Below are 13,552 nucleotides of genomic sequence, written 5' to 3' on the forward strand. Positions count from 1 at the left end.
CGCGGGGCAAGCGCGCCGGGCCCGGGGAGGCGCGGGGCTCGCCAGGCCCGGGCGAGCCTCAGAAAATATCCGAAGCATGACAAATGGAAACAATCACGACATAAACGGCCTTCATGATGGGGTTTCTGCCGCCGCTGGCGGCCATTCTTTTGCCTGAGCATGAACCCCTTGCTAGACGCCGAGACACCCGCCGCCAACCTGCCCTGGCTCATCCAAAGACGACTCTTGCAAGCGCGCTATCAGCCCGTAGCCGATCTGAGCCAGGGACGGATCTACGGTCACGAAAGCCTGATCCGCGGTCCGGCCGACAGCCCGCTGCATTTGCCCGACGCGCTGTTCGCCGAGGCCCGCCGCCTCGGTTTGCGCGATGAACTCGAGTGGGAGTGCTTCCGAGCCGGCGCCCTCAATTACCCCCGTCTGGGCGGTCAGGGAAAGCTATTTCTCAATTTGTCGGGCGCCAGCATCCTGGAGTACTGGACACGCTGGGGCCGGGACCTGCCGCAGCGCCTGTTGAGCGACACCGGCCTGGCGGCCGGCCGCGTGGTCATCGAACTGACCGAGCACAGGCCGGAGCGGGAAGATACCCAGACCCTGCGCCTGGCGCTGGATTGCCTGCGCGAAGCGGGCATGAAAGTGGCGCTGGACGACTATGGCGTCGGCCATGCCTCTTTACAGCTGTGGCTCGAGTTGCGCCCCGACCTGGTCAAAATCGACCGGTATTTTTTTCGCGATATCAGCCGTGATGAGAACCGGCTGGCCCTGGTGCGCGGGATGCTGGGCGTGGCCCAGCAATTGGGCACCGCCGTGGTGGCCGAAGGCGTGGAGACGCAGGATGACTTGCTGACCATCGCCGATCTCGGCATCCGCTACGCCCAGGGCTGGTGCCTGGGTTACCCCGCCGGCCAGCCCGCGCCCGCCCTGCCCCCGGAACTCGATGCGCTGCTGCCCGCCGTCCCCCGGGCCGCCCAGACCCACGGCTCGGGCAGAACGGCGCTGCATCTGCGCGCCGAAGGCCCGGCGGTGTATCTGACGCGCCACAGCAATGACGACGTGCATCGCATCTTCCAGGAGCAGCGCCACCAGCATGCGCTGGCGGTGCTCGACGAGCAGGATCGCCCGGTCGGCATCATCAACCGCCGCGACTTTCTCGAGCACTACTCGCAGCGCTACACCCGCGACCTGTTCGGGCGCAACCGCTGCGATACCTTCATGAACGCCGAACCCGTGCTGGTCGACATCGGCACGTCCATCGACCAGCTCAGCCACGTGCTGACCTCGGCCGACCAGCGCTATCTCACCGATGGCTTCATCATTACCCGGCATGGCCGCTACGACGGCCTGGGCACGGGCGAGGCGCTGGTGCGCTCGGTCACCGAGATCCGCCTCGAAGCGGCGCGCTACGCCAATCCGCTGACCTCGCTGCCCGGCAACATCCCCATCAGCAAACGCATTGCACAGCTGCTCGAAGGGCCCAGCGAGTTCATCATCGGCTACGCCGACTTGAATAATTTCAAACCCTTTAACGATGTCTATGGCTATTGGCGCGGCGACGACATGATTCTGTTGTGCGCGGAAATCATCCGCCGCCATTGCGATGCCCAACGCGACTTCGTGGGGCATGTCGGCGGTGACGATTTCGTGATCGCGCTACGCAGCCCGGACTGGCAAGAACGCCTGATGCAGCTGATCGACGCCTTCAATGCGCGGGCCATGGACCTGTACGATCCGCAGGCGCGGTGCGCGGGCGGGATACGCGCCGAAGACCGCTACGGCAGTCTGCGTTTCTTCCCTTTCGTGACCCTGGGCATCGGCGCGCTGCGCGTGGAGCCCGCCGAGCTGGCCCGGGCCGGCGCACGTACCCGGCCTGAAGACATCGCCTCAGCGGCCGCCCACGTCAAGCACAAGGTCAAGCATGGCGACCTTCCCATGGTGCTCGAAACCTATCGGCCTGCGGTCTGAAGGCGCAGCCAGACCCTGGCCGACGCCCTGCGCGCTGCGCAAGCGGAAGACCGACATGGCCTCGCGCAGCGATTGCGCCTGGGTTTCCAGTTCCATGGCCGCGGCCGCCGTCTGTTCGGCCATGGCAGCGTTTTCCTGCGTATCGCGATCCACCTCGGCCACGGCATTGCTGACGGCCGAAATCCCTTCGGCCTGCTCGGCGCTGGCGTGCGAAATATCGCCCACCAGACGCCTGACGCTATCGACCGCCGAGACCATGGCCTGCATGGTCTGACCCGCCTGAGCAACCTGCCGCGAGCCGGCTGCCACGCGCTCGCGCGATTCCTCGATCAGGCCCTTGATCTCGCGCGCCGCCTGGGCGCTGCGTTGCGCCAGCGAACGCACTTCCGCCGCCACCACCGCAAAACCCTTGCCCTGCTCGCCCGCCCGGGCCGCTTCGACGGCGGCATTCAAGGCCAGAATATTGGTTTGAAAGGCAATACTGTCGACCACACCCACGATCTCGCCGATGCGTTCGGCCGAGCCAGCGATCTCCTGCATGCTGAGCACGGCGTCCTGCACCGCCGAGCCGCCGTCGCGAGCCAGCCGGGCCGCGCCGTCCGCCTGGCTACTGGCCAGATCCGCATTGCGGGCGGTCTGGCTGACGGTCGTGGCCAGCCCCATCATGCTGGCCGCCGTCTCCTGCAGCGTCGCGGCCTGCCGTGCCGCCCGGTTGGACATATCGCCCGCGCCAGCGGCAATCTCCCCCACCCCGTCGTGAATGGCCTCCACGCCCGTGCGAACGCTGCCCACCGCCTGGGTCAGGCCGCCTTGCATGCGCCCCATGGCCCGGTAAAGCACGCCGATCTCATTGTCTCCACGGTCGGCGATGCCGGCCGTGAGATCCCCGTCGGCAATGCGGACGAAGTGGTGGCCCGCCTCGGTCAGCGGACGGAGCACGGCGCGCCGGAAGGCCAGGCGGATCGCCAGAGCCAACCCCAACACCAAAAGCAGCAGCGCCAACGCGCCGGCCGTCATGCGATCCACCATCGTGCCGGCCTGCTGCAGCATCTCGCGCCCTTGCGCGCGGGCATGTGACTGATAGCTGTCGACCGCCGACACATACGCGTCCGTGGCCGCAGGAAGCGCTTTCTCAGTCAGTTGATTGGCCTGGATGCCGTTCCAGCCCTTGACCGCGCCAGCCAGGGGCAGCAAGGCCTTGTCGGCCAGATTGGCATAAGCCGCCAGGACGGCAGCGTACCCCGCGTCGTCGGCATCCGGGTTGTCGCGCAGGCGTTGCGCGCTCTGTGCGGCCAGCTTGAGCAGATGGTCCGCCCTGGCCAGCGCGGCATTGCGCTCCGCTTCCAGCCCGCCTTCCATGAAGATCTTCGCGTCTGCCAACTGGGCCCGCGCCTGGAACAGCCGCGCCGACGTATCGCTCAACTCGTTGGCGCGCTCGATGTTGCCGCGTCCCAACGCCTCGATATGCGCCCGATTGGCGCGTAGCGCGAGCACTCCTGCCGCGGCAGCCGCGACGAAAAGAAAAACGAAAACCACCATGGTGGCGGTCAGGGCCGTCGCGACCCGCAGATTCTTAGCCATAGTCATCCAAGCGCTGGCGCCCAAACCCGGGAGGGCGCGGTGCCGTGGATTATCCCGGCCAAGAATGGCAATTTTTTGACATTACCCCCGGCCGCGATCCGCCGGCACGTCATCGATCATGGTTTGCACGAGTTCGCGCGCAAATACCGGCAAGGCGTCGAGGTCACGCACGCAGATATGCAGTTGGCGCAGGCTCCAGGCGTCGGTCAACGGCACGACGGCGATATCCAGCACGCGCGCGTAGCGCAGGGCCACGGACTCCGGAATCACGCCGATGCCCACGCCGCTTTCTATCATGCGGCAGGCCGCCTCGAAGTTGCCGACTTCCACCCGGAAACGGAACGTGCGCCCCAGGCCCGCGGCGGCCTGCACCAGAAAAGGATGGATGGCGCTCCACTCCGACAGCCCCACGTAGTCAAAACCCAGGGTGTCGGCAAAGGGTACCGCTTCTTCGCCGGCCAGCGGATGGCGGCGCGCGGTCACCAGCACCAGCCTGTCATTGCGATAGGGGATGAACTGCAGCTTGGGATCGGGCGCGCAGCCAGCCACCACGCCGATATCGGCCGAGCCGTCGGCCACGGCCCGTACGATGAGGTAACTCAGGCGCTCGCGAAGTTCGACGTTGACGTCCGGATGCACCGCCAAATAGCGCGCCAGAACCGCGGGCATGAACTCGGTGCTGGCCGTCGTATTGGCGAGCACCCGAACGTGCCCTTTGACCCCTCGGGCGAACTCCTGCATGTCGCCGCGCAACTGCTCGATCTGCTGCATGACGGTGCGGGCGTGCCGGGTCAATGCTTCGCCCGACGGCGTCAGCGTCACACCCTGGCTCGTGCGATACAGCAATTGCGTGCCGAAATGCTCTTCCAGATTCTTGACCCGGGTACTGGCCGCCGGCAGGGAAAGATGCGTTTTCTCGGCTGCCCTGGTCAAACTGTGCCAGTCTCCGATATGGACCATCAACTGCAGGTCCGTGAGGTCAAAATGCGTGGCCATGCCGGTTCTTTCCTGGTGCTTCGGGTTTGGATAACCCAGTATTAAGCAAAGCGAAATTGGCAGGCCCCCCGCCTTTGCGGCAAAGTCTGACCTGTACCCCTTTTTTCAAACACGATAATAGCCCGCCCATGCAGGACACCCAGAACGATTACCAGGACATCCGCGAAGCCGTCCGCAGTCTTTGCAGCCAGTTTTCGGCTGAGTATTTTCGCAAGATAGACGAAGAACGCGGCTATCCCGACGAATTTGTCCGCGCGTTGACCGAAGCTGGGTGGTTGGCCGCCCTGATTCCGCAGGAGTACGGCGGCTCGGGCCTGGGCCTGACCGAGGCCTCCATCATCATGGAGGAAATCAACCGCAGCGGGGGTAATTCGGGCGCCTGCCACGGGCAGATGTACAACATGGGCACCCTGTTGCGCCATGGCTCCGAGGCCCAAAAGCGCGAGTATCTGCCGCGCATCGCCAGCGGCGAGCTGCGCCTGCAATCCATGGGCGTGACCGAACCGACCACCGGGACCGACACCACGCGCATCAAGACCACGGCCGTCAAGCGCGGCGACCGCTATGTGATCAATGGCCAGAAGGTCTGGATCTCGCGCGTGCAGCACTCCGATCTGATGATCCTGCTGGCCCGTACCACGCCGCTCGAGCAGGTGACCCGCAAATCCGAGGGTATGTCCATCTTCCTGGTGGACCTGCATCATGCCGTCAAGCACGGCATGCAGGTGCGGCCCATCCCGAACATGGTCAACCACGAAACCAACGAGCTGTTCTTCGACAACCTGGAGATCCCTGCGGAGAATCTCATCGGCGAAGAGGGCAAGGGTTTCAAGTACATCCTCGACGGCCTGAACGCCGAGCGCACCCTGATTGCCGCCGAGTGCATCGGCGACGGCTATTGGTTCGTGGACAAGGTCAGCGCCTACGCCAAGGAGCGCGTCGTCTTCGGCCGCCCCATTGGCCAGAACCAGGGGGTGCAATTCCCCATCGCCCGCGCGCACATCAATGTGGAAGCGGCCAGCCTCATGCGGTTTGAGGCCGCCCGACGCTTCGATGCGCACCAGCCTTGCGGCGCCCAGGCCAACATGGCCAAGCTGTTGGCCGCCGACGCGTCCTGGGAAGCCGCCAACGCCTGCCTGCAGTTTCATGGCGGCTTCGGTTTTGCCAACGAGTACGACGTCGAGCGCAAGTTCCGCGAAACCCGGCTCTATCAGGTCGCGCCGATATCGACCAACCTCATCCTCTCCTACGTCGCCGAGCACGTGCTGGGCTTGCCCCGCTCCTTCTGAAGACCATGACCACCTCTCCCAGCGCTGCCCTGGCCACCTTCGCCAGCCAACTCCGTTACGAAGACATCCCGGCGCCCGTGCTGCGTCGCGCCGAAGACCTGCTCCTGGATACGCTGGCCTCGATTCTGGCCGGCGCCGGCGCGCGTCCGGTACAGATCATGGCCGACTATGCCCAGACGATGGGCCCGGCCGACGGGCCGTCCGAAATCCTGGTCAACCGCCGTCGCAGCACCCCGTTGTTTGCCGCCATGGTCAACGCCGCCTCGGCCCATGTGGTCGAACAGGATGATGTCCACAACGGCTCGGTATTCCACCCGGCCGCGGTGATCTTTCCGCCCGCTCTGGCCGTGGCCCAGGCCCTCGGTCTGTCCGGCAAGGACGTCCTGACCGCCGCGGTGGCAGGCTACGAGGTGGGCATCCGTATCGGCGAATTCCTCGGCCGCTCGCACTACAAGATTTTCCATACCACCGCCACGGTGGGCACGCTGGCGGCTGCCGTCACGGTGGGACGCCTGCTGAAGCTCGACCCGGAAGCCATGCTCAATGCGCTGGGCTCGGCCGGCACCCAATCCGCCGGGCTCTGGGAGTTTCTGCGCGACGCGGCAGATTCCAAGCAATTGCACACGGCCCATGCCGTGGCCGCGGGCATCACCGCCGCCTACCTGGCCCGTGACGGGTTTACCGGAGCACGCCAGATTCTCGAAGGCCCGCAAGGCCTGGCCGCCGGCATGTCCAGCGACGCCGACCCCAAGCGCCTGACGGACCGCCTGGGTCAACGCTGGGCCCTGGCGGAAACCTCATTCAAGTACCACGCCTCCTGCCGCCATACGCACCCGGCCGCCGATGCCTTGCAGGCCGTGATGCGCGAGCACCACCTGCAGGCCGACGACATCGCCAGCATCGAGGCCTTGGTGCATCAGGGCGCGCTGGATGTCTTGGGCCCGGTGACCAACCCAGCCACCGTGCATCAATCGAAATTCTCCATGGGCACCGTCCTGGGCCTGATCGCGCTCAAGGGTCGTGCCGGGCTGGCGGAATTCGACGCGGCGCTGGCGGATCCGGCCATGGCATCCTGGCGCGAACGCACCACCATGTCGCTGGACGAAGAAGTCGACCAGGCCTACCCACAGCGCTGGATCGGCAAGGTCAAGGTGCGCACGACGGACGGGCGCGAACTCAGCGCAAAAGTCGAAGAACCCAAGGGCGATCCGGGCAACACCCTGTCGCGCGCCGAAATCGAGGCCAAGATGCGCAGTCTGGGCGTCTACGGCGGCGCCGCGCGAGCAGAAGAACTGCAGAACCTGATCGATACGGTCTGGAATCTGACGGAACGCCCCACGGTGGGGGTTCTGCTGCCAGCCTGAAGCCCCGTGTCCCGCTCAGGCTTTGCGCGATGCGCTCGGCCATCGCCACGGCCTGCGTGGCCATGGCCTGATTGGGCTGCGCCGAGGCCGTCGCGCGAAACAGCGCCAACCAGTGTTCGAACAGGGCGGCGCTCAGATCCGGCAGGGCCGCATGCTTGGGCATCGGCGTGCCGCTAAAACGCCGGGTGCGCAGCAAAATGGCCGACCAGAAGTCCACCAGCTTACTCAGGTGGGCCTCCCAGTCGTCGATATGCGCATTGAAGATCGGCCCCAGGCGCGCGTCGGCGCGCACGCGTGCATAGAAATCATGCACGAGGCGCTGGATTTCTGCTTCGGTGCACAGCGCAGTGTGCGACATGGCGGAATCCGTGCGGCGGGGTCGCGACGCTGCCGGCTCAGCCGCGCGCAGCGCGCTGGGCGGCGACCAGTTGGGCAATACCGCTTTCGGCCAGGCCCAGCATGCTGTCGAGTTGGGCCCGGGTGAACGTGGCCTCTTCACCGGTGCCCTGCACTTCAACGAAGGCGCCCGCACCGGTCATGACGACATTGACGTCGGCTTCGCAGGCCGAGTCTTCTTCGTAGTTCAGATCCAGGACGGGGCGCCCGCCCACCAGGCCCACGGAGACGGCGGCCACATGATCGCGAATGGGATTCTGCGTCAACTGGCCGCGCTCCATCAGCAGCGCCACGGCATCGGCGGTAGCCACCCAGGCACCGGTGATGCTGGCGCAACGCGTGCCCCCGTCGGCCTGCAACACGTCGCAATCCAGATGCAGCGTGCGCTCGCCCAGCAGTTTGAGGTCGACCACGGCCCGCAGCGAGCGGCCGATCAGACGCTGGATTTCCTGCGTGCGGCCGCTTTGCTTGCCGCGCGCGGCCTCGCGATCGCCACGCGTATGGGTAGCGCGCGGCAGCATGCCGTACTCGGCCGTCACCCAACCCTCGCCCTTACCTTTGAGAAAAGGCGGCACTTTGTCCAGGACGCTGGCGGTGCACAAGACCTGGGTATTGCCAGCCACCACCAGCACCGAGCCCTCGGCGTAGCGGGTGAAGCCGCGCTGCAGGCTGAACGGCCTGAGGGCATCAACGGTGCGGCCATCGGCGCGGGCGGAGGTATCGAGTGAGGTCAAGGCAGGCTCCAGAATCAGCAACAGATATCTAACGATAGCGGGATTGTACGTGCGCGGTCCGGCGCTTCGGTTATTCTGCGGGCATAATCCCGCGCTTTAGGGCTCGCGCCCTGCATTTCCAGGAATATCCACCATGATTCGCAGCATGACCGCGTTTGGCAACGCCCGCGTCGATCTCGAACAAGGCTCGCTCGCGCTCGAACTGCGCAGCGTCAACAGCCGTTTTCTCGACCTGCATTTCCGCCTTCCCGACGAACTGCGCCATGCCGAAACGCCGTTGCGCGAGCTGCTGACGGCCCAGTTGGCACGCGGCAAAGTTGAAGTCCGGGTGAGTTTCGCCCGCAATACCAGCGCGGAGGTCGCCCAGCTCGATCCCCAATGGCTGGGCCAACTGGCCGACCAGCTTCAGGCCGCTCGGCGCATCCTGCCCGAGGTCAGTGCTCCGCGGCTGGTCGAGCTCTTCAACTGGCCCGGCCAGCGCAGCAATGACGTGCTGGACCCCCAAGTCTGGGGTACGGCATGCGTCAGCGCGGGGCAGCAGGCACTTGCTCAATTGCAGGAAGGACGCGTCCGCGAAGGTGAGCGCCTGGCCCAGGTCATGCGCGACTGCGCCGACGGCGTCGGCCGCATCGTCGAATTGGTCGAAAGCCATCTGCCGCAATTGCTGGCCGAGCATCGCGAGAAACTGGCCACCAAACTGCGCGAGAGCCTGGAGGCCGCGTTTCCGGCCGGGTTTGCCCACATCAGCGGCGCCGAGCTGACCGAGCGCGTGGCGCAGGAAGCCGGGCTGTTCGCCATGCGCATCGACGTGGCCGAAGAACTGGCGCGGCTGCGTTCCCACCAGGAAGAGCTGCGGCATTTGCTTAGCGAGGGCGGCGGCAAAGCCGGCGCCAAGGGCAATGCCAAAGGCAGCGCCGGCAAGCGCCTGGACTTTCTTTTCCAGGAAATGAATCGCGAAGCCAACACGCTGGGCTCCAAAGCCGGCAGCCTGGAAGTCACCCGCGCCGCCATGGACCTCAAACTGCTCATCGAGCAAATGCGCGAACAGGCGCAGAATATCGAGTGATATGCCCAGAAGGGGACGACGTCCCCTGGGCGAGCCGCCCGGCCTGCCTGTCTATTCCCATGGAACAAGCTGCGCCGGCATACCGGGTGTTCCTTGCATGACGGCGCAGCGCTGCCAGCCGGCTAATTACAGTAGCGGCGGGATGGTGGGCAGTACCGGCACTTCCAGGACGGTCGGACCCTTGCGCGCGAACGCTTGCTCGCACACGGCACGGATTTCATCCACGGTTTCTGCCCGTACGCCGTAGGCGCCATAGCCCTTGGCCAGTGCCACGAAATCCAGACCCGGCAGGTCCAGTCCAGGCACGCCCGGCGTGTCTTCCAAAACCGCGAATGATTTCAAAATGCCGTACTGCCCGTTACGGGGCACGACAAACAGGATTGGTAGTTCGTGTTGCGCTGCCGTCCACAGGCCCTGAATCGAGTACTGAAACGAACCATCGCCGATGATGGCGAGCACCGGACGATTGCGGCCGCTGTCGCGCTCTGCGAGGGCCAGGCCGACACTTGCGGGCAGGTTCCAGCCGAGGCTGCCGCTGGCGAACGTGTAGAACGAATCCGGCCGTTCTATGGGCCACGCGGTATGCAGTTCGCCAAGGTTGGAGGGAGACTCCTCGACCAATACCGTTTCCGGCGGCGTTGCCGCGCGCAAAGCCTCAAACAAGGCCAAGGCGGACAGGGGGCCCTCTTTCGATGCCTCATCCGCTTTGGCCGCAGGGTGAGGCGCCGGGCCATGCGGCTGCTTGACGACGGCCGTGGCCGGCGCGGAACGGCCCTGAACGCGCTTTTCAAGAAGCTCCAGGGACAACACCGCATCACCCAGCAGGCTATCGCCGACGGGCGCCCGGGCGGACTCCGACGGATCGTCGGTGATGTGCAGCAGGCGCAGGCCCTGGGGTAGATAGTCGCCTTCGACGTAGGGGTAGTAACGGAACACAGGTGCGCCGATCACGATAGCGACGTCGTAACCTGTCAGTTTCTTGGATAGGGGGCCCATCGCAAAAGGCAGGCCGCCGCTATAGAGAGGATGCGTTTCCGGAAACGGAGGCCGCTCGGTAGCGGGAGCAGCGTAGACGTGCGCCTGCAATTTTTCTGCCAGTGCGATGGCTTGTTGCCAACCGTCGCCACGCGCAATAGCGCCCCCGTAAATCAGGGCAGGATTGCGGGCTTCGGACAGGATCTCTGCGAATTCTGCGATACGGTCGGGATCGGGGGCGATGCGCGTCGTGATCGAGCGGACCACGGCCGGCCCTGTGGCAGGTTTGTCCCAGTCATCCAGAGGGATAGACAAGAATACGGGACCGGCTGGGGGCTGCATGGCCATGGCGTAGGCACGCATGAAGGCGGCTGGTACGTCTTCGGCCCGCACGGGCTCATAACTCCACTTCACCCAGGGCTTGGGCAGCAGCGATGGCTCCACATTGGTGAGCCAGGGCTCCATCAGCAGCATCTCGCGCGTCTGATTCCCGGCGGTAATGATCAGCGGCGTTTTGTTCTGCGAAGCGGTGAGAATATTGCTCATCGCATTGCTCAGACCGGCTGACGTATGTACGTTCACAATTGCCGGGCGGCGATTTGCCTGCGCAAAACCATCGGCAGCACCCACGGCCGAGGACTCATGAAGCGTCTGGATATAACGAAAATCTTTCGGAAAATCCTTGAGAAAGGTTTCCTCCGTGGAGCCAGGATTGCCAAATATGGTCGTTAGACCAAGGTCGCGGAATAATTCAAAAGCGACTTCACGAATTGTCCTGGCTGACATATAAGCTCCGATGCCTAATATATGAAAACAGCAAACATACCAACCAAATCAGATACCACGCCCTGAAATAAAAAATAAAACCTTTAAATCATTCCCCTGCTACAGGCATACCCTTCCGACCCAAAGCAACTAAAAATACTTTTTCGGAAGAGGCGGAAAATTATTTTAACTGCTGGCAACTTCTAAAAATAAACAAACTGATTGCCAATACATCTCCCAGCATTCCGGAGGCGACTACACCTTGGGAATGGCTGTTCATAGCGTGTCGCCGTGGGGTCGATGCCGGCGCAGACATAGCCCATTTGCGCCCGGCGTCGCGAGGTCGCCCATCGACGGTACGGCGGGGTCATCAACCCTCGGCTCGACCGATAGCAAATCACCGTGTTTACGACTTGGATAGCGGCCCTGCGGGACAAGCACCCTTCTGCCGATGAGTATCGTGGCATCAGGCATTTGGACGAGGACAGCCCATCTTTACAGCCCCAGGTAAAGCTTCTTAAGAGTTGAGCAGGAAGCTGGTAAATCTGCAAGACAAGCGGGCTTGGATGGGCTCCCGGCATGAGATCACACCGACCCTATTTCGGCAACGCACGGCAGGGCGGCGCGACGCCCTGCCCTGCCGGCGCGCGGCTTTCCTTCTGCCTTCGGCAATGTGGCCCGTGGGGCAGGCCGGGCGTTGCCGCCCGCAGCCTCCCCCGGCTTTGCCGCCTGCAGCCCGGTCTCAATACTCGTAGCTTTCGCTGCGCCGATTGCCGCCGCTCACGCCCGGGCGGCCCAGGATATGCAGGGCCACGGCTTCGGCCACTTTCATGCCGTCGATCGCGGCAGACATAATGCCCCCGGCATAGCCCGCCCCTTCACCGGCAGGAAACAGGCCGGCGGTATTCAGGCTTTGGAAGTCATCACCGCGCGTGATCCGCAGTGGTGACGACGTGCGCGTTTCAACCCCCGTGAGCAGCGCATCGTGCGTGGCGAAGCCTTTGATCTGCCGGTCGAATGCCGGCAAAGCCTCTTTGATCGCCGCGATCACGTAGTCAGGCAAGCTGGTGGAGAGGTCCGTCGGCGTCACGCCCGGCTTATAGGAAGGCACCACGCTGCCAAGGGAGGTAGACGGCCTGCCGGCCAGAAAATCGCCGACCAGCTGCACCGGGGCGCTGTAATCGCTCCCACCCAGCTCATAGGCGCGCGACTCCCATTGCCGTTGAAATGCAATCCCCGCCAGCGGGGACTCGTCGATGCCGGGGAAATCCTTGGGGTCTATGCCCACCACAATCGCGGCATTCGCATTGCGCTCATTGCGCGAATACTGGCTCATGCCATTGGTCACGACACGGCCTGGCTCCGAACTGGCCGCCACGACGGTGCCCCCCGGGCACATACAGAAACTGTAAACCGCCCGGCCATTGTTGGTGTGATGCACCAATTTGTAGTCGGCCGCGCCGAGCACAGGGTGGCCCGCATTCTGGCCGAACCGGGCGCGATCGATCAAGGATTGCGGATGCTCGATGCGAAAGCCCAGCGAGAACGGCTTGGCCTCCATGAACACGCCCCGGCGATGCAGCATTTCAAACGTATCGCGGGCGCTATGACCTATCGCCAGAACCACGTGGCCTGACTCGATGACCTCGCCGCTGGCCAGCGCGACACCACGCAGCTTCCCATCCTCGATGAGAATGTCATCCACGCGCGACTCGAAGCGAAACTCTCCGCCCAGCGACTCGATCTGCGCGCGCATCTGTTCGATCATCTTCACCAGGCGGAAGGTGCCAATGTGCGGCTTGCTGACGTACATGATCTCCGCAGGGGCATCCGCTGCCACAAACTCCTGCAGGACTTTGCGCCCATAGTGCTTGGGATCTTTGACCTGGGTCGAAAGCTTGCCGTCTGAAAACGTGCCCGCACCGCCCTCACCGAACTGCACGTTCGATTCCGTTTGCAGTTCGCGCTTGCGCCAGAAACCCCAAGTGTCCTTGGTGCGCTCACGCACGACACGGCCGCGCTCCAGCACGATAGGCCGGAAGCCCATTTGCGCCAAGATCAAGGCGGCGAACAGGCCACAGGGCCCGAAACCGATGACCAGGGGCCGCGCGTTGGCCGGCAGATCCGCCGGCGCCTGAGCGACATGTTTGTACTCCATCTCGGGAGTCATCTGAACATTGCGCAAGCCCTGGCAGCGGGCGAGCACGGCCGCTTCGTCCAGGACCTCGACATCAACGGAATACGTCAGCGTGATCGCGCTACGCTTGCGCGCATCGTAGCTACGGCGAAAGATAGTCAGTGAGACAAGCTGGTCCGCCGGGATGCCTAAACGCGCGCAAGCAGCGGCTTTCAGGACATTCTCGATGTCATCCTGATCAACGGAAAGCGGGAAGATAATTTCGGTAAGGCGCAACATGAAGCGGGTGG

Annotated in this window: 9 protein-coding genes and 1 pseudogene; 4 read left to right on the forward strand and 6 right to left on the reverse strand. The window is 64.2% G+C overall.

The genetic code is table 11. The features are described 5' to 3' along the window. The first annotated feature begins 159 nt into the window (after nucleotides 1–159). Nucleotides 160–1,959 carry an EAL domain-containing protein gene (locus CAL22_RS11065; RefSeq protein ID WP_208621958.1) on the forward strand — a complete coding sequence of 600 codons (1,800 nt, stop codon included), beginning with the start codon at nucleotides 160–162 and terminating at the stop codon, nucleotides 1,957–1,959. Here the strand turns inward: CAL22_RS11065 and CAL22_RS11070 are convergent. Next, nucleotides 1,879–3,540, reverse strand: coding sequence for a methyl-accepting chemotaxis protein (locus tag CAL22_RS11070; RefSeq protein ID WP_143276960.1), 1,662 nt, complete (start codon nucleotides 3,538–3,540; stop codon nucleotides 1,879–1,881). The genes CAL22_RS11065 and CAL22_RS11070 overlap by 81 nt on opposite strands. An 81-nt stretch (nucleotides 3,541–3,621) precedes the next feature. Continuing rightward, entirely contained in the window at nucleotides 3,622–4,536 is a 915-nt protein-coding gene (locus tag CAL22_RS11075) for a LysR family transcriptional regulator (RefSeq protein WP_094813080.1), read from the reverse strand. Between the two features lie 128 nt (nucleotides 4,537–4,664). Here CAL22_RS11075 and CAL22_RS11080 point away from each other — a divergent pair, with 128 nt between their 5' ends. Continuing rightward, nucleotides 4,665–5,825, forward strand: a complete 1,161-nt coding sequence (locus CAL22_RS11080) for an acyl-CoA dehydrogenase family protein (RefSeq protein ID WP_094813082.1) — start codon at nucleotides 4,665–4,667, stop codon at nucleotides 5,823–5,825. A 5-nt stretch (nucleotides 5,826–5,830) separates the two neighbouring features. Continuing rightward, the gene (locus CAL22_RS11085) at nucleotides 5,831–7,189 is read left to right on the forward strand and encodes an MmgE/PrpD family protein (protein ID WP_094813084.1); all 1,359 of its coding nucleotides are present in this window, start codon (nucleotides 5,831–5,833) and stop codon (nucleotides 7,187–7,189) included. Here CAL22_RS11085 and CAL22_RS11090 read toward each other — a convergent pair. Both CAL22_RS11090 and rph read right to left on the reverse strand, forming a co-directional pair. After that, nucleotides 7,170–7,547, reverse strand: a pseudogene (locus tag CAL22_RS11090) (group III truncated hemoglobin); the annotation flags it as partial. The gene CAL22_RS11085 and the pseudogene CAL22_RS11090 sit on opposite strands and share 20 nt — an antisense overlap. A 37-nt stretch (nucleotides 7,548–7,584) precedes the next feature. Continuing rightward, entirely contained in the window at nucleotides 7,585–8,319 is a 735-nt protein-coding gene (gene rph / locus CAL22_RS11095) for a ribonuclease PH (RefSeq protein WP_208621959.1), read from the reverse strand. A 133-nt stretch (nucleotides 8,320–8,452) separates the two neighbouring features. Here rph and CAL22_RS11100 point away from each other — a divergent pair, with 133 nt between their 5' ends. After that, nucleotides 8,453–9,385 (forward strand): YicC/YloC family endoribonuclease, encoded by a 933-nt coding sequence (locus CAL22_RS11100; protein WP_094813086.1) that lies wholly within the window; start codon nucleotides 8,453–8,455, stop codon nucleotides 9,383–9,385. Nucleotides 9,386–9,511: 126 nt separating this feature from the next. Here the strand turns inward: CAL22_RS11100 and mdlC are convergent, their stop codons facing one another. After that, a complete protein-coding gene (gene mdlC, locus CAL22_RS11105) occupies nucleotides 9,512–11,146 on the reverse strand; it encodes a benzoylformate decarboxylase (protein ID WP_094813088.1) in 1,635 nt (544 codons plus the stop codon). 721 nt (nucleotides 11,147–11,867) lie between these two features. Continuing rightward, a complete protein-coding gene (locus CAL22_RS11110; protein ID WP_094813090.1) occupies nucleotides 11,868–13,541 on the reverse strand; it encodes an NAD(P)/FAD-dependent oxidoreductase in 1,674 nt (557 codons plus the stop codon). Nucleotides 13,542–13,552: the final 11 nt, after the last annotated feature.

The sequence above is a fragment of the Bordetella genomosp. 12 genome (assembly GCF_002261355.1).
GTDB lineage: Bacteria > Pseudomonadota > Gammaproteobacteria > Burkholderiales > Burkholderiaceae_B > Bordetella.

Bases quoted from the DNA above. Each gene is read 5' to 3' on its own strand.
- CAL22_RS11065 (WP_208621958.1), top strand. From the start codon at position 160: ATGAACCCCTTGCTAGACGCCGAGACACCCGCCGCCAACCTGCCCTGG.
- CAL22_RS11070 (WP_143276960.1), bottom strand. From the start codon at position 3,540: ATGGCTAAGAATCTGCGGGTCGCGACGGCCCTGACCGCCACCATGGTG.
- CAL22_RS11075 (WP_094813080.1), bottom strand. From the start codon at position 4,536: ATGGCCACGCATTTTGACCTCACGGACCTGCAGTTGATGGTCCATATC.
- CAL22_RS11080 (WP_094813082.1), top strand. From the start codon at position 4,665: ATGCAGGACACCCAGAACGATTACCAGGACATCCGCGAAGCCGTCCGC.
- CAL22_RS11085 (WP_094813084.1), top strand. From the start codon at position 5,831: ATGACCACCTCTCCCAGCGCTGCCCTGGCCACCTTCGCCAGCCAACTC.
- CAL22_RS11100 (WP_094813086.1), top strand. From the start codon at position 8,453: ATGATTCGCAGCATGACCGCGTTTGGCAACGCCCGCGTCGATCTCGAA.
- mdlC (WP_094813088.1), bottom strand. From the start codon at position 11,146: ATGTCAGCCAGGACAATTCGTGAAGTCGCTTTTGAATTATTCCGCGAC.
- CAL22_RS11110 (WP_094813090.1), bottom strand. From the start codon at position 13,541: ATGTTGCGCCTTACCGAAATTATCTTCCCGCTTTCCGTTGATCAGGAT.